The following is a 15,933-nucleotide window of genomic DNA, read 5'->3' on the forward strand; positions in this document are numbered from 1 at the left end:
ACAGCCGTACCGACGGTATGTGGCGATCGGCGACAGCTTCACCGAGGGCGTCGGCGACGACCTGCCCGACGGCCAGGTGCGCGGCTGGGCCGACCTCGTGGCGATCGGGCTGGCTGCGGCCACCCCCGAACCGGTCTCGTACGCGAACCTCGCCATCCGCGGCAAGCTGCTCGGTCCGATCGTGAGCGACCAGCTCAAGCCGGCTCTGGCGCTGAAACCCGACCTGCTCACGGTATGTGGCGGCGGCAACGACATGATGCGCCCGCGGGTGGAGATCTCCTACGTCGTCGATCTGCTCGACCACGTCGTCGAGAAGGCCGTGGCCGACGGCATCCACGTTGTGGTGCTCAGCGGCGGCAACCCGTCCAGGCACCTGCCACTGGGCTCCCTGATGCAGAAGCGCGGCGACAGGCTCGCCGAGGCCGCCAGGGAGACCTTCGGCAAGCCCGGCGTGACCCTGGTCGACAACTGGATCGATACCGAGCTCATGAACGGCCGGTTCTGGTCGGCCGACAAGTTGCACCTGAACGCCCGCGGGCACACCAGGGTCGCGACGAATGTGCTCGCCGCACTGAACGTGCCGATTCCCGCCGGGTGGGCCCAGGGCGCGGCCGGCGAGGCCCCGCCGCGGGAACGGATCCAGGACACCGCCGCGTACTACGCCGCCTACGTGCTGCCCTGGATCGGACGCCGGCTCACCGGCCGGTCATCCGGTGACGGCCGCCCGCCCAAGCGCCCCGAGCTCACCGTCGTCGAGACACCGTAGGGCGCAGGACGGGCCGTGTGGTTGCCCACGCGGCCCGTTTTTGGTGTCGAGGACGAATCAGACCTTGCGGCCCGAGATCGTCCGGAGCAGGAAGACGATGACGGCGATCACTGCGAGGACTACACCGACCCAGAGCAGGAATTGCAGGGACTCGACGAGCCCGCCGGTGATGAGCAGGACCACGGCCACGATGGCGATGATGATGACTAGAAGATTCATGTGTCAAACCTTTCCTAGAACCGAGGGTTTCCTCGTGTTCGAGATGTTAGACCCCTCACGGCGCTGATCGCGAGCTATTTCTGAGTTTTCGTCAGCGTGTCATCACCTGGTCGGCGAGGTAGCCGCCGAATCCGCCCGGCACCCGGCCGCCCAGCCGACCAGAGGTGAGCACCGGGATCAGCGCGGTACGGCACTCCCGCGCGCCGAGGGTGCGGAGCGCCTCCACCAGCAGCACGTCCTCGTCCGAGTCGACGTCGCTGAACCCATCGGCCTGCAGGTAGCGGTCGGCGCGCACACCCAGGTTGGCGCCGTGCACGTGCGGATGACCGTCGACCAGGGTGTGCGACCCGTGCCAGCGGGCACGTTCCTGCACCGGCAGTTCGTCGTCGGGCAGCACGGTGCCGAGCACCAGTTCGGTGCCGGCCTGGGCCAGGGCCAACTGTGCCGTCAGCCAGCGCCGGGGAACCGCGGAGTCGGCATCCGTCGTGGCCACCCAGGTGTGCGCCGCCGCCGCGTCGGTCAACAGGTGGGCCACGCCCTCCCGGCGGGCCGAGCCGACCGATCCCGCCGAGCACTCCAACGCCCTGAACTGCGGCCACTGCGCCACGACCTCGGCAGACCCGTCGGTGCAGCGGTCGAGGACCACGACGACCGAGATGGCCGGGGCGTCCGTGCCGAACTCGTCCTCGACGGCCTGCACGGCGTCGGCGAGCGCGGCCAGGCACCGCGGCAGCCGGCTCTCCTCATCGCGGGCCGGGACCACCACGATGAGTCTGTCGATGCGAGTCGTCACTCCGTGAGCCCCTCTCGCTGCGCCACGGAGGGTGCCGGGGACGGCTCGTAGACCTCCAACACGAAGTCGCGCTCCACGTGCTGCACGGTGCGGTCGAGTCCGGGCAGGGCGGCGAGCGCCGCGTGCACCTCGTCGCCGCCGAGCGGGTATTCCCCCACCGGGTGCCGCCAGTGGCAGGCCACCAGAGCGCCGTTCGGGGTGAGACTTCGCCGGCACCGTTCCAGCAGCACGGCCAGGTCAGCGGGTGAGCAGTAGTAGCCGATCTCCGACAGCACCACCAGGTCGAAGGTGCCGGCCGGCCACTCGGTCGGCAGGGCGCGCCGCTCCACTGTCACGCCTGGCAGGCCGGCCAGCCGCTCGCGCGCCATGGTGAGGGCCTGTTCGTTGATGTCGGTGGCCAGGAGGGTGTCGCAGCGCTCGGCGAGGTCCCGGCTGAGCACGCCGATCGAGCAACCGAGTTCGAGGGCGGCGCCGTAGCGCGGCAGCGGCAACGCCGCAAGGGTCACGGCGCGTTTGCGGGCCTCATACCAGCGGGTTTCGAATCCCCAGGGATCCGCCGACCCCGCGTAGAACTCGTCGAAGAAGCCGGCCGTGAGGCTGGCCAGGGGCGACCCGGCGACCGGTGCTGCCGGGAGGACGTCGGCCGCGGCGCCGACGAAGACTTCATGGTCCCGCTCGAAGTGGGCGGCGAAACCCGGTTGCACGATGGCCTCGTCACCGGGCCGGTCCGACAAAGGCTGCACCTGGCTGGTGTGCGCCGCCATGGCGGTGTTCTTGCGTTCCCGGGCCGCCGCGTCGAGGTCGAGGCGGCACAGTGCCGTGCCGTCCGCACCCGTGGGCCAGACCGGGTCCTCCGGCGACGACCAGTGCCACGCCCAGATCGGGTACTCCAACAGCCTGGCGCCGGTGCGGCCGGCGACGAGGGCAGCCGCCTCGCCAGCTGCCGCGTGGTCCGGATGCCCGTCCAACCGCCACGGGGCGACGATCCAGGTCCCGCCGGCCGGCCCGGGGGCCGCCTCGTCCGCCGCAACCACCTGCGACACCGCCTCCTCCAGGCTGTTGCGGTGCTGGGACAGGTCACCGTCGGGCAGGTCGAGCAGGCGCACCGTCGCCGTCGGCGCGAGCGCCCGCACCGCGTTCACCATCTCCACCCGGCGTACCGCGGCGAGATCGGCGGGGGTCAGGGTGGGCGAACGCGGATGCGAGGCCTCACCGTTCGTTGCGGCGATCACCGTGATCGCCAGCCCGAGCTGCCCGGCGACGGCGATCAGCCCACCGGCACCGAGGGACTCGTCATCGGGGTGGGCGGCCACCACGATCAGCCGGGCACAACCCTCCAACGTGAGCGGCCGGTTCCGGTCCGACCAGTCGGCCTCGTCCCAGCGCCGTTCACTGGTACCGCCCGTGTCGTGCGTGAAGCTCACCACGAGGCCGCCTCCTCCGCGAGCAGGCGGCGGCCTAACGCCGCATCGTCTCGCTCCGCGTGGTGCTGGCGAACGTACAGAGTGAGATCGGCCACCCGGCGGGCGTGCCGGGCATCCAGGGCGAGCGGGGCCGGGCCGAGCGCGTGCCCGACCCTGCCGAGCACCTCGTCCACGGTACGCGCGACGAGGCCGCGCACCCGGGCGGCGAGCAGCCCGCCGGCCGTGCCTTCTGCCTCACCCCGATCGATCGCCGCGGCCGCGGCAGCCAGCGCCGCGCCCGCGCCCATCAGGGCCAGGTCCACGGCGCCCAGCTGGGACAGCAGGATCTGGTCGGGTTCACGCCGCTCTGCCGCCTGCCGCAGCTGCCGGGCCACGCCAACGGCGCCGCCCCACCAGCAAGCGGCCACCTGAATGCCGCCCCAACTGAAACCCGGCCGAGTGAGGTACCAGCCGTCGTCACCGACGGGCACCGCCGGGACACCGGTGAAGTCCACCGGACCGCTGGGCACCTGGCTGAGTCCGGTCGCGAACCAGGCGTCCTCCTGCACCGCGACGCCGGCATCGGCCAGGTCCACGGCGAAGAGCCGCCGACGGGCCGGCTGCTCACCGTCCGGCGTGGTGTGCGCGGTCACGAGCGCGTGGCTGAGCGAGCCGGCCAGCGAGCACCAGGGCTTCCGGCCGCTCAGCTGCCAGCCTCCCGGGCTGCGGGTGGCGCCGACCCGCAGGCCGGGGCCCTCCGCCGCGAAGACGCCCCAGCTGCTCGGCTCCGCGCCGCCCGCGCCCGGCAGGGTGGCGACCGCCTCGGCCGTGCCGCCCGGCGCCTGCTGCATGATCGTGAGGGCATCGGTATGCGCCTCGAGCACCCGGGCGGCCGTGAGGTCGGCCGCCGCCACGGTGGCGAGCGCGTCGAACAGGGCATCGGTGCGGCCGGAGCCGGGGTGTGGCAGGGTCCCGGCCGACGCGACGGCGAACCGGATGGCCCGCTCCGCGTTACCGTCCACCGCCCAGGCGGCCTCGACGAGGTGGGCCAGCCGCTCGAGATCCTCCGGCGGCCGGGAGCCGCGGCTCCTGCTCACTCCCCCGACGGTCAGCACTGCGGGTGCGGCCGCGGGGCCTGGCTGCGTCGTCATGGCTCTCCCCCTGATCCGGCACGGCGGCAGCCCGGAGCATCCGGGGCCGCGTGGCGATACGTGTCAGATCATCCTGCCAAACATCACACCATGCGACGGCAGGAATCCGTGCCCGACACCTTTCGAAGACGGAAGAACGGGGATACCATCCCCCATACGGGGGTGTTCCCCGAAGTGTGACCCTGAGGCACCGTTGATAGGGCCCGACCGAGGTCACACCCGAAACACCACCGCATGGGGCGGGCCGTCATCGGGGTGGCCTGCCCCTTCCTCTGCCCATCGGGGCTTCCGTCCCCGTTGAGCCCCGCCCGGCAACTCCGAGGCGAGCGCGGCGGGTGGATGCGCGCGGCGGCGAGTGCGGAGGCGCGGGAGGATGCCGCTCACGGGCGGGCGGGTCACGTGCCGCTATGCGGGTGGCGTGCCACCCGCATAGCGGCGTCTGACCCGCACACCTCAGCCGACGCCGCGAAGCCGCCGTGCCGGGCGCGCCGCCGCCACCCCGCTGCTAGACCGGCACCGCCGCGGTCCCCCGCGTGAGCTCAGTCACCCGCTCGATCTGGCTCTGCACCAGGCGAGCATCCGCCACCGTCACACGGTGCACGGCACTGGTGATGGTGATCTGCGCGAGGGTCTGCTTGTCGGCGCAGGAGGCGCCCACCCACAGGTCCACCTGGCCGGGCTCGACGATGCGCTCGTGCCGGAGGCCGGTGAACGCCAGCCGGGCCGTCGGAACGGCGAAGCGCACCACGACCTCCTCGCCGGGCTCGAGAGTGACGCGGTGGTAGCCCAGCAGCTGGGCGACCGGCCGGGTGACGCTGGCGTGCACATCCCGCGCGTATAGCTGCACGAGATCGGTGCCCGCCCGCTCGCCGGTGTTGCGGATGCGCACACTCGCCGAGAATGTGCCGCCGGCCGCGACCTCGGCGTCGGCCACCAGGCCGGTGCGGTCGAAGGTGGTGTAGCTCAGCCCGTGCCCGAACGGAAGCACCGGGGTGCTGTCCACACTGGTCACGTCAGACGGGCCACCCAGGATCGGGTGCAGGTAGGAGTAAGGCTGCGCGCCGGCAGACCTGGGCAGCGACACGGGCAGGTGCCCGGTCGGCGAGACCGCGCCGGACAGCACCGACGCGATCGCGACTCCACCCTCTTCACCGGGGAAGAACGCCTGCAGCACCGCCGCGGGCGCGTGCGGGCCGTCGACGGCCCACGCCACGGCATACGGCCGGCCCGTCATCAGCACCATCACCACGGGAGTGCCCGTCGCGACCAGCGCCTCCACGAGTTCACGTTGAACCCCGGGCAGCTCGAGGCTTTCCGCGTCGTTGCCCTCACCCACGGTGCCACGACCGAAGAGGCCGGCCCGGTCGCCCACGACGACCACGGCCACGTCGGCGGCGCGAGCCGTCTCGACGGCGGCGGCGATCGCGGATGCGTCGGACCCCTCTACCTCGCAGCCCTGGGCCCACACGACCTCCGCCGAGGGGAACTCCTGCTGGAGCGCCTCCAGCACCGTGGGCATGGTCAGGTCCGCCGGCACGTCAGGGTGGTGCGCCAGCACGTGGTTCACGAACGAGTAGCAGCCCATCAGGGCCTCGGTCGAGTCGGCGTTCGGGCCGAGCACCGCGATGGTGCCTGGGCCCCGATCGCCGGTGCCCAGGAGCGGAAGGACGCCGTCGTTGGTGAGCAGGATCAGGGATTCCTCGGCCAGAACCCGCGCCACCCGCCGGTGCTCTGGCGAGTCCAGGTCGATCTCGGTGGGCGCCATGGTGAAGGTCTCATCGAGCAAGCCCAGGTCTTCCTTCTGCGAGAGCACCCGCAGCACGGCCCGGTCGATGAGCGCCTCATCCGTCAGCCCGGCACGCACCCGCTCGGCCAGTGGCGCGAGGAAAGCGTCGCCGGTGGGCAGCTCCACATCGATCCCCGCGATCAGGGCGAGTTCCGCGGCCTCGCCGCGGTCGGCGGCGACGGCGTGCATCAGCTGCAGGAATGCCACCGAGAAGTAGTCGGACACCACGACACCGTCGAAGCCCCACCGGTCGCGGAGGATCTCGGTGAGGTACTCCGGGGTGGCGCCCACGGGTGCGCCGTCGATCTCGGCGTACGAGTTCATCACCGACCGCACCCCGCCGTCGAGCACGGCCATCTCGAACGGGGGCAGGAACACGTCGTTGATCTCCCGCGACCCGGCGTGCACCGGGGCGTGGTTCCGGCCGGCCTGCGTGGCCGAGTAGCCCACGAAGTGCTTGAGGGTGGCGTGCACCCCGGCCGACTGCAGACCGGTGACGTAGGCGGTGCCGATGGTCCCGACCACATAGGGATCTTCGGCGATGCACTCGTCGACCCGGCCCCAGCGGGGGTCGCGGATCACGTCGAGCACCGGGGCGAGCCCCTGGTGGATGCCGAGCTGCTTCATCGATCCGCCGATCAGGCGGCCCATCTCCTGCACCAGGGCGGGATCGAACGCGGCCCCCCAGGCGAGCGGGGTGGGGAACGTCGCGGCTTTCCACGCCGCGAGTCCGGTCAGGCACTCCTCGTGCACGATGGCGGGGATGCCGAGCCGGGTCTCTCCGGTGAGGCGGCGTTGCTCCGCCCAGAGCCACTCGGCCCGCTCCACGGGGTCGACCGGCCGGGTGCCGTACACCCGGGTGAGGTGGCCGAGCCCGTGCTGCGTCGCCTCGTCGTATTTCGTCGAGGTGGCCATTTCCCCGGCAAGGGGGGCGACGACCTCACCGCCCTGGTCGACCCAGTAGCCGACGAGCTGGGCAAGCTTTTCTTCGAGGGTCATCCGAGCGTGCAGTTCGCGCACTCGGTCGGATGCCTGGGGCAGTTCTGGGTTAGTCACAACGATCTCTTTCTACTTCTTCAACGTCGACGAATCAGGCTGCACGTGTCGCGGGCAGCCGATCAACCCTTGACCGCGCCGGTCAGCCCGCCGACGATGCGGCGTTCGAACAGGGCGAAGAACACCAGCGCCGGAATCATGGACAGCGAGGTGAAGGCCAACACCTTTGCGGTATCCACCGAGTACTGCGACGCGAACGATTGCACACCCAGCGGCAGGGTGAACACGGCGTCGTTGTTCAGGATGAACAGGGGCAGCAGGTAGCTGTTCCAGCTGGCGATGAACGCCAGGATTCCCACGGTGATGACGCCGGGCATGGCCAGCGGCACGATCATCCGCCAGAAGAAGCCGAGCCGGCTGCAGCCGTCGATGAACGCGGCCTCCTGGATCTCATCGGGGATGGCCCGGAGGAACGGCACCAGGATGATGATGGTCGTCGGCAACGCGAACGCGATCTGCGGCAGGATGACGCCGCCGAGCGAGTTCATCAGGCCCAGGTTCTTCACCACCAAGTAAAGCGGGGTGATGGCCACCGTCATGGGAAACATCAGACCGGCCGCGAAGGTGGCGTAGAGGATGCCCCGGCCGCGGAACTTGTACCGGGCCAGCACGTAGCTGGCCATCAGGCCGAGCACCACGACGCCGAGAGTGGTGGCGAACCCGGCGATCAGGGAGTTGCCCACCAGCCGCCAGAACGTGCCACCGGTCAACACGTCGAGGTAGTTGCCGATGTTCCAGACGCTCGGCCAGCCGGACGGGTCTGTGGTGATCTGGGCGTTGGTGCGGAACCCGCCGATGATGATGAAAAGCACCGGGGCGAGCATCAGGCCGATCACCAACACCGCGACGACGTAGGCGACGGGAGTGCCCCAGCGCCGGCTCGTCTTGATCGGGGCCGGCGGGTTGGCCGGCGGCAGCGCCACAGCGGGCGTCGTGAGCGCGGTCATTTGCTCGTCCCCTTCTCGGTGATTGCGCCTTCGGTGTCCCGACTCAGCACGAAGCGCTGATAGATCAGCGCGACGACGAGGGAGATCAGGAAGAGCACGACGGCGACGGCGTTTCCGTATCCGTAGTTGCCGGCGTTCCGGCCGTTGGCGACGAGGTAGGTCGCCATGGTCGACGTGCCCGCGGTTGACGCGATGTACTGACCCCAGATGATGTAGACGAGGTCGAAGAGCTGCAGGGCGCCGATGATCGACAGGAACGCCCAAATACGCAGGGTGGGAGCGAGCAGCGGCAGGGTGATGTGCCGTTGGATCTGCCAGAACGAGGCACCGTCGATGGCCGCGGCCTCCGGCAGTTCCTCCGGAATGCCCTGCAGACCGGCGAGGAAGAGGATGACGGCGAAGCCGACGTACTTCCAGGTGATGATCACCATGAGGGTCCAGATGGCGATGTCAGGGTTCGACAGCCAATCCTGGGTGAAAGCGCCCAACCCGAGCTTCTCCAGCATGCCGTTGACCGCGCCGTTGGACTGCAGCATCAGGCTCCAGCCGGTGCCGACGACAACCTCGGAGATCACATACGGCACGAAGATCAGCACCCGGATGAGGGACTGCCCGCGGAGTTTGCGGTTGAGAAGCAGCGCGAGGAGGATCGCGACCGGCCCCTGGAGCACGAGAGAGAGAACGACGATGACGCCGTTGTGGGTGAGGGCTTCCTGGAACGTGGGGTCCTGGAGGATCGTGACGTAGTTGCGGAACCCAACGAAGTCGGTCGGCGGGCCGTAGCCCTGCCAGCTGAAGAAGCCGTAGTACGCCGCCATCACGACGGGGAAGATCACGAAGCCGAGGAAGACGATGAGAGCGGGACCGACGAGGACCGCGATCTCGACTCTGGCCCCGATCGAACTGCTGCGGCGGCGCCGCACGGGCGGGGCCACGGGCGTGGTGCCCGTGGCCCCACCGCTCGCGAGATCCACCTCTAATCGCGTCGGAGTGTTCTCGCGAACTGACATGAGTGGTGCCTAGGCCTTCTTGGCCGCGTCGTTCACAGCCTGGATCAGCTGCTCCGGGCTGCCCTTGCCCGCCAGCAGGTCGACAACGCCGACGTTCAGCGCGTTTCCGACGTTCTGGCCGTAGACGGTGTCAAGCCACTGCGAGACGTACGGGGCCGCGTTGTAGGCCGCGATGATTTCCTGCAGGTAGGGCTCGGTGACGGCTTCCTGCGCCACGGTGTTCACCGGCGGGGCATTGAATGCCGCGTAGTACTCCTTCTGCACATCGGCGCTGCCGATGTAGTTGAGGAAATCGAGGCACTCAGCGGGAGCGTCGACCGAGCAGGAGTAGCCGTCCACGCCACCGAGGATCGAGCCGGGCTCGCCCTCGCCGCCGTCAACCTCGGGGAACGCGAACCAGGACAGGTCGGCCAGCGGCTTCTCATCCGGGGTCAGCGATGCGATCACGCCGGGGTTCCAGGCGCCCATGAGTTCCATCGCTGCCTGGTGGTTGGCCAGGAGGCCGGCGGAGCTGCCGGCGCCCTGCTGGGCGGCGGTGGTCAGGAAGCCTTGGTTGTAGGGCTCGGTGGCGGCGAAGCTCTCGAGGTCTTCACCGGCCTTGATCCAGCAGTCATCCGAGAAGTCCTTGGTGTCTGCGGCCTCGGCCAGGACATCGGGGCTGCATTCGCGCAGCGCGAAAAAGTAGAACCAGTGCGCGGCGGGCCAGGCGTCCTTGGCGCCGAGTGCGATCGGGGCGACCCCGGTGGTCTTGAGCTTTTCGACCGCGGTTTCGAGGTCGGTGATCGTGGCCGGCGCTTCGGTGATACCCGCGGCGTCGAAGAGGTCCTGGCTGTAGAAGATGCCGCCGGGGAGCACGGCGACCGGCATCGCGTATACCTTGTCTTCGAGGCTGTTCGCGATGAACGAGCCATCGGGGATCTCCTCATGCACCTGGTCGGAGATGCCATCGGTGATGTCCATCAGCTGGCCGGCCGCGACCATGGCCGCCATCTTGCCGCCACCGCGCTGCAGGAAGATGTCGGGTGCGTCGCCGGAGTTCAGCGCGGTCTGCAGCTTGCCGTCCAGGTCTTCATTCTGGATCGCCTGCACGTCGATGGTGACGCCGGGGTTGTCGGCCTCGAAGTCGGCGACGGTCTTGTCCCAGAATTCCTGGCCGGGGCCGGTGGTGGAGTTCTGCCAGAGGCTCATCGTGACGTCGCCGCCCGAAGACCCTTCGTTCGAATCGGCGCTGCAGGCGGTGAGGCCCAGGGCGCTGAGGCCCAGGACCATCGTTCCCGCGAAGATCCTCTTCGCCGTGGTGGTGTGGTTCACCTTCATTGGTTCAACCTTTTCTCTTCATTGAGGGACACCATCGGTGGTCGATGGTCTTGGTGTGAAGCCGCGCCCTGACGGGCTGCTGTTCGGTTCGGACTCCGACAGGGCTGCCCTGTAGGTTCCGGATGGCCTCAGTGTCACAGCGGAAAAATAGGGTGTCAAACGTTTTCGAAATCATTTTCCAAATCGCCCTATGCTGAACCCATGACTCCCCGTGCCACGATCCACGATGTCGCCGCAGCGGCCGGCGTTTCGGTAGCGACGGTCTCCAAGGCCGTGAACGGGCGGTACGGCATCTCGGCCGCGACCACCGCCAGGGTGCTCGATGTGGTGCAGCAGCTGGGCTATGAGTCCAGCCTCGTGGCCAGCAGCATGCGTTCCCGCCGCACCAGCGTCATCGGCATCCTTGTCGCCGACTTCGAGCCGTTCAGCGCCGAGATCCTGAAGGGCGTCGGCGTGGCCCTGGCGGATTCCCGCTACGACCTGCTCGCCTACAGCGGCTCCAGGCAACGGGAGACCAACGGCTGGGAACGGCGCTCCCTGAGCCGGCTCAGCGGGACGCTGATCGACGGGGCCATCATGGTCACGCCCACCGTCGACACCACCTCAGCGGAAATCCCCGTGGTGGCGATCGACCCGCACACCGGCCGGGCCGACCTCCCCACCGTGGAGTCGGACAGCTTCGGCGGTGCCCTGCAGGCCACCCGTTACCTGATCGAGCTCGGCCATCGCCGGATCGGCTTCCTGGCCGGCCGACCCGACCTCCGCAGCGCCACCCTCCGCGAGGCCGGATACCGGCAGGCCCTCGCGGATGCGGGCATCCAGTTCAACCCCGCCCTGGTTCGGGTCGGGTTGTACAAGCGGGAGACGGCCAAGGCGCCCGCCGCGTCGCTGCTGTCGATGACGGACCGCCCGACGGCGGTGTTCGCCGCGAACGATCTCTCGGCGATCGCGATCATCCAGGTCGCCGCGGAGCTCGGACTCGACGTGCCGCGCGACCTCTCGGTGATCGGTTTCGACGACATTCCAGAGGCCTCCCAGATGAACCCGGCGTTGACCACCATCCGTCAGCCGATGAAAAAACTCGGCGCCACCGCGGCAGGGATGCTCGTCTCGCTGCTGAACGGCGAGATACTGCCGCAGAACCACATCCGGCTGCCGACCGGGCTCGTGCGCCGGGCGACGACGGCGCCGCCCCAGATCTGAGTGCTCGACGTCATGGAGTCCCTGCAACGCGCGGCCTCGGAGGGCCGCCGCGTGGACGTAACAACCGCCGCCGACCGACCTGCCTCCGTACCGCTGACGCCCCGTGCCGAGTGGCTCGGGGCGGTCCAGAAGGGGCGCCGAGTGTGAAACCCGAGGTGGCCGACGTGGGGCTCTGGCATCCCCTCGAGTCGAGCCGTTGCCACCGGCCCGGGCCGTCGGAGCCCCTCGTAGTGGGACCTGACCCGACGCGCGCGCGTCGGTAGCGTGAGGAGCATGTTCGGACGACGTAAGCCACCCCCACGGGAACAGCCCGCAGAGTCGCTCGAAAGCCCCGGCACCCAGGCGCTCATGCGCCATGTGCAATCGCAGCTCGCCGAGAAGCCGCTGCTCGGTGCGCAGATCGCGGGCAAGGAGATCTATCAGAACATCCTCACCATGGTCAAAGACGAACGCGGGGTGCAGATCGAGGTCGTCGCGACAATTCTCGGCGGCCTCGCCGGGCGCGCGTGCCTGATCGCCGGCCTTTCGGGGCAGGCGGGCACCGATCCGACACTCAACAGGCTGACCCTCAACACCATCAGCACCAAGGACGGCGGCACCTACCTTGCCGGCGACGCGATAAACCGGCAGCTCGCCGAGCGCCAGTACTCGGTGTTCGCGCTCATCGTTGGGTACCTGCGAAGCGTGGGAGAGCCGATCCCCGAGGCGCGCGAGTACTTCGTGCACAGCGCGCAGTCGTTGGGTGGGCCGGCCTTCGGGGTGCCGCGTTTCGCTCCCGGGACGGGAGTCCCCTCCACGCCTCTCGAGTACGCCGACGCACTGTGGCCCAACGTCAGCGGCTCGCTGCGACGCTACGCTCCCGACCCGCAGCTCTGGCCGACGTCGTACGGCATAGCTATCCAGCTGATGCTCGAGATGGCCAAGACTTCTGGCCTCGACCTCCAGGTGCTCGTGCGCGTCGTCATGGATAGCGCACTCGCCGTCTCCAAGGTCCCGCTGAAAGTACCTGCCGCGTAAGGCAGCGCCCACCTGGGATTCGCCGCGGTACCGGACGAGACGCCTGCGGATCGCGGGTTCTGTGGCGGGATCCCTGGCTGCTGCTGCGAGAATGCGCGAAAAGAAGAAAGGCCCCGTGACCGGACAAATTCCTGGTCAAAGGGCCTTTATGTGTAGCGGGAGCGGGAATTGAACCCGCGACACCACGATTATGAGCCGTGTGCTCTAACCAACTGAGCTACCCCGCCTTAGACCTTCAGAGCCTAGCTCTCAAGCCTGAGCCCCCTGTGGGAATCGGACCCACTACCTCTTCCTTACCAAGGAAGTGCTCTACCAATGAGCTAAGGGGGCAAAACCTCAAACATCTGAAGCTGAACCGTGCTTTTGGCAACCGGTAAACATTATCACCTCGCGAGACCCCTCGGTGACACAGCGGGGCCATCCGGGGCAATTATGACGCCGGGCAGCACCCAGGCCGTGAAGGATGCGCCCGTGGCGACCAGCCGGACCCCGGTGTCGGAGACCGTGCAGACAGCCGTTCCGGCCTCGGGCGGCAGCTCGCCGGCACGGCCGCCGACCGGCAGCACCCAGTCGGGCAGGGTCACCTCTGCGGCGGCCCGGGTGGCCAGCAGCAACACCGACTCGTGCCCGGTCTCCCGCACGTAAACGAGCGCGTCATCGCCCACGTGCAGCCAGCGCAGTCCGCCGGTGCTGAGTGCCTCGTGGGCACGGCGCAGGCCGATCAGTGACGCGTACAGGTCGATGGTCGCGGCGACGGGCGGCTCGGCCGCGCTGGGCCACGGCATCGGGGTGCGGGAGTGTTCGCCGTCGACGCCGGTCAGGCCGAATTCATCGCCGGCGAAGACCACCGGGATGCCCGGCAGGGTCACCGAGAGGCCCAGGGCGACCGGCACTGCGTCGGCGTCGGCGTGGGTGCGGAACCTGGCCGTGTCGTGGGTGTCGAGGGCGTTCATGGTGGCCAGCCGGGTGCGCCACGGGAACCCGGCGGCGAAGCGGGTGTGCGCCCGGTGGAACTGCTCGCCGGTGTGCGCCGGGATGCTGCCCAGCGGCAGCCCGAAGAAGGAGGGCACCGGGTCGGGCCGGCACAGCCACGACCACAGCGGCCGGGTGAAGTTGGCGTAGGTCATCGCACCGTGCCAGGCGTCGCCCTGGAAGTCGCCGGAGGCGTCGTTGGTGAATTCGCCGAGCAGGATCGTGTCGGGGTTCACCTCGATCATGGTGCGGCGGATGGCCTGGCGCACCTCGGCGTTGAGGTCTTCGTCGCCGAGTCGGCCGGTCATGTTCGCCACGTCGATGCGCCAGCCGTCCAGATGGAATGGCGGCTTGAGCCATTTGGCCACCACCGAGTCGGGGCCGTCGATGAACCGGCGGCGAAGCTCCCTTGAGTTCCAGTTGAACTTGGGCAGCTCTGGCACCCCCAGCCAGGACTGGTAGTCGCGCTGCTCGGGGTCGAGCCAGTAGTAGAAGGCGCTCTCCGGAGCCGCCGGGGTGTGGTGCGCGGCCTGGAACCACTCGTGGCCGTGGCCGGAGTGGTTGGCGGTGAGGTCGCCGATCACCCGCAACCCGCGGGCGTGCGCGGCTTCGACGAGCCGGATCAGCGCCGCGTCGCCGCCCAGCTGCGGGTCGACCTCGGTGAAACTGGCCGCGTCGTAGCGGTGGTTGGAGCGGCCGGGGAACACCGGCGTGAGGTAGAGCAGGGTCACACCGAGACGCTCGAGGTGGTCGAGGTGCTCGGTGATGCCGTCGAGGTCGCCGCCGTAGAACTGGTGCGAACGGCCTGGCGGGAGCTGGTCGACGGCGTCGTTCCACTCGGCCGGAATCGCCCAGTCCGGCGCCTCGCGGTGATCGGCGGCGGCGGACCGCGCGAACCGGTCGGGGAAGACCTGGTACATGATGCTGGTCGCCGCCCAGTCCGGCGGGGCCGGGTGGGCGACGAGCTTGAAGTCCTCGGAGTCGAGGGTTTCGATGTCGTGCAGACCGCTGGCGTTCAGCCACCAGTGGCCGCCGTCGGCCATGCCGAGCAGGAACCTGTAGCCGTGCACCGGGTTCTCCACCACCAGGTCCGCGGCCCACCAGGCGTAGCCGTGGTCCGGCGCGCCGGCGCCCCCGAGCCGCCGGGCGTCTTCGAAGCGCGGTTCCCGGTCGGGGTTGGCCCGGGTACGCACCGTCGCCACGTCCCCGAAGGCGGTCGGGATGCGCAGCCGCACGGTGACGGTGTCGCCGAGGGCCGGCGCCTGGGTTGAGACGTAGAGCGGCGAGCCGTCATGGTGCGGAAGGGCGAGGAGCGGCTTGGGGCTGTGCGGGAGCAGGCGGTGCGGGAGCGGCTGGTGCGGGAGCATCCGGCGGTTACTTGACCGATCCGGCCGTCAGGCCGCCGACGATGTACTTCTGCAACCAGAGGAACAGCGCCATCACGGGCAGGGCCGCGAGCACCGCGCCGGCCGCGAAGACCGAGTAGTTGCTCGAGAACTCCTGCGAGACGAACTGGTAGAGGCCCACCGCGAGGGTCTGCTTCTCGGGCGTGATCAGCACGATGCTGGCGATCACGAACTCGTTGGTGGTGCCCACGAACGACAGCAGTCCGACCACGGCGAGGATGGGCGCGACCAGGCGCAGGATGATGGTGAAGAAGATCCGGGCGTGGCCGGCGCCGTCGAGCTTGGCGGCCTCGTCGATGGAGGCCGGGATCGTGTTGAAGAACCCGTACATCAGGTAGGTGTTCACGCCGAGCGCGCCGCCGAGGTACACCATGATCAGGCCGATCTGGGTGTCCAGGCCGATGGCCGGGAAGATGTCGGAGATGCCGTTGAGCAGCAGGAAGATCGCCACCACGGCGAGCAGCTGCGGGAACATCTGCACGAGCACCAGCATCAGCAGGCCCGCCCGGCGGCCGGTGAAACGCATCCGCGAGAACGAGTACGCGGCCAGCGCGCCGAGGAACACGGTGCCGGCGGAGGTGATGCCGCCGATCAGCAGGGTGTTGCCGTACCAGGCCGCGTACGGCTGCTGCGGCAGGTTGAACAGGGTGACGTAACTGCCCAGGTCCACCTCGCTGAACAGGCCGTTGGCGGTGATCAGGGTGCCGCCGGGGTGCAGCGACGCGGAGAGCACGTAGAGCAGCGGGAAGGCGGAGAAGACCACCATGACAGCGCCGACCAGGTGGCGCCAGCCGGTGGCGCGGAACCACCGGCCGAAGTTGAAGGGCTGCTTGACGGGGATGTATTCCTGGTTGTCCGGGGCTGCGATGTTCGGGGCGATGGTCATC

Annotated in this window: 13 protein-coding genes and 2 tRNA genes; 3 read left to right on the plus strand and 12 right to left on the minus strand. The window is 69.3% G+C overall.

Annotation, left to right across the window (positions count from 1 at the left end):
• Positions 1–19 precede the first annotated feature (19 nt).
• Positions 20–766: an SGNH/GDSL hydrolase family protein gene (locus tag E3T22_RS14275; RefSeq protein ID WP_240632338.1), complete on the plus strand. Its 747-nt coding sequence runs from the start codon at positions 20–22 to the stop codon at positions 764–766.
• A 57-nt stretch (positions 767–823) separates the two neighbouring features.
• Here the strand turns inward: E3T22_RS14275 and E3T22_RS19080 are convergent, their stop codons facing one another.
• The 8 genes from E3T22_RS19080 to E3T22_RS14310 form a co-directional block, all read right to left on the minus strand.
• Complete coding sequence (locus E3T22_RS19080; protein WP_165787843.1) at positions 824–985, minus strand: hypothetical protein; 162 nt, start codon at positions 983–985, stop codon at positions 824–826.
• Positions 986–1,076: 91 nt separating this feature from the next.
• Positions 1,077–1,778, minus strand: coding sequence for a glycosyltransferase family 2 protein (locus tag E3T22_RS14280; RefSeq protein WP_240632337.1), 702 nt, complete (start codon positions 1,776–1,778; stop codon positions 1,077–1,079).
• Positions 1,775–3,205 carry a bifunctional PIG-L family deacetylase/class I SAM-dependent methyltransferase gene (locus E3T22_RS14285; RefSeq protein ID WP_088455001.1) on the minus strand — a complete coding sequence of 477 codons (1,431 nt, stop codon included), beginning with the start codon at positions 3,203–3,205 and terminating at the stop codon, positions 1,775–1,777. Before E3T22_RS14285 ends, E3T22_RS14280 begins: the two co-directional genes overlap by 4 nt.
• Positions 3,199–4,332: an acyl-CoA dehydrogenase gene (locus E3T22_RS14290; protein WP_088455000.1), complete on the minus strand. Its 1,134-nt coding sequence runs from the start codon at positions 4,330–4,332 to the stop codon at positions 3,199–3,201. The genes E3T22_RS14285 and E3T22_RS14290 overlap by 7 nt, the downstream gene beginning before the upstream one ends.
• A 505-nt stretch (positions 4,333–4,837) precedes the next feature.
• On the minus strand, positions 4,838–7,117 hold the full coding sequence (locus E3T22_RS14295; protein WP_134480921.1) for a beta-glucosidase: 2,280 nt from the start codon (positions 7,115–7,117) through the stop codon (positions 4,838–4,840).
• A gap of 119 nt (positions 7,118–7,236) precedes the next feature.
• Positions 7,237–8,121, minus strand: a complete 885-nt coding sequence (locus E3T22_RS14300) for a carbohydrate ABC transporter permease (RefSeq protein WP_088454998.1) — start codon at positions 8,119–8,121, stop codon at positions 7,237–7,239.
• Positions 8,118–9,131 carry a carbohydrate ABC transporter permease gene (locus tag E3T22_RS14305; RefSeq protein WP_134480910.1) on the minus strand — a complete coding sequence of 338 codons (1,014 nt, stop codon included), beginning with the start codon at positions 9,129–9,131 and terminating at the stop codon, positions 8,118–8,120. Before E3T22_RS14305 ends, E3T22_RS14300 begins: the two co-directional genes overlap by 4 nt.
• A gap of 9 nt (positions 9,132–9,140) precedes the next feature.
• On the minus strand, positions 9,141–10,400 hold the full coding sequence (locus E3T22_RS14310; RefSeq protein WP_165791151.1) for an extracellular solute-binding protein: 1,260 nt from the start codon (positions 10,398–10,400) through the stop codon (positions 9,141–9,143).
• Positions 10,401–10,649: 249 nt separating this feature from the next.
• Here E3T22_RS14310 and E3T22_RS14315 point away from each other — a divergent pair, with 249 nt between their 5' ends.
• Entirely contained in the window at positions 10,650–11,651 is a 1,002-nt protein-coding gene (locus E3T22_RS14315) for a LacI family DNA-binding transcriptional regulator (protein WP_103460550.1), read from the plus strand.
• A gap of 273 nt (positions 11,652–11,924) precedes the next feature.
• Positions 11,925–12,668: a hypothetical protein gene (locus E3T22_RS14320; RefSeq protein ID WP_133159695.1), complete on the plus strand. Its 744-nt coding sequence runs from the start codon at positions 11,925–11,927 to the stop codon at positions 12,666–12,668.
• Positions 12,669–12,821: 153 nt separating this feature from the next.
• Here E3T22_RS14320 and E3T22_RS14325 read toward each other — a convergent pair.
• The 4 genes from E3T22_RS14325 to E3T22_RS14340 all read right to left on the minus strand — a co-directional run bounded on the left by E3T22_RS14325 (position 12,822) and on the right by E3T22_RS14340 (position 15,932).
• Positions 12,822–12,895, minus strand: a tRNA-Met gene (locus E3T22_RS14325).
• A gap of 31 nt (positions 12,896–12,926) precedes the next feature.
• Positions 12,927–12,998 (minus strand) — tRNA-Thr (locus E3T22_RS14330).
• A gap of 53 nt (positions 12,999–13,051) precedes the next feature.
• A complete protein-coding gene (locus E3T22_RS14335) occupies positions 13,052–15,007 on the minus strand; it encodes a glycoside hydrolase family 13 protein (protein WP_134480911.1) in 1,956 nt (651 codons plus the stop codon).
• 7 nt (positions 15,008–15,014) lie between these two features.
• Entirely contained in the window at positions 15,015–15,932 is a 918-nt protein-coding gene (locus E3T22_RS14340; RefSeq protein ID WP_088454992.1) for a sugar ABC transporter permease, read from the minus strand.
• Position 15,933: the final 1 nt, after the last annotated feature.

Source organism: Cryobacterium sp. TMB3-10, assembly GCF_004402305.1.
Taxonomy (GTDB): domain Bacteria; phylum Actinomycetota; class Actinomycetes; order Actinomycetales; family Microbacteriaceae; genus Cryobacterium; species Cryobacterium zongtaii.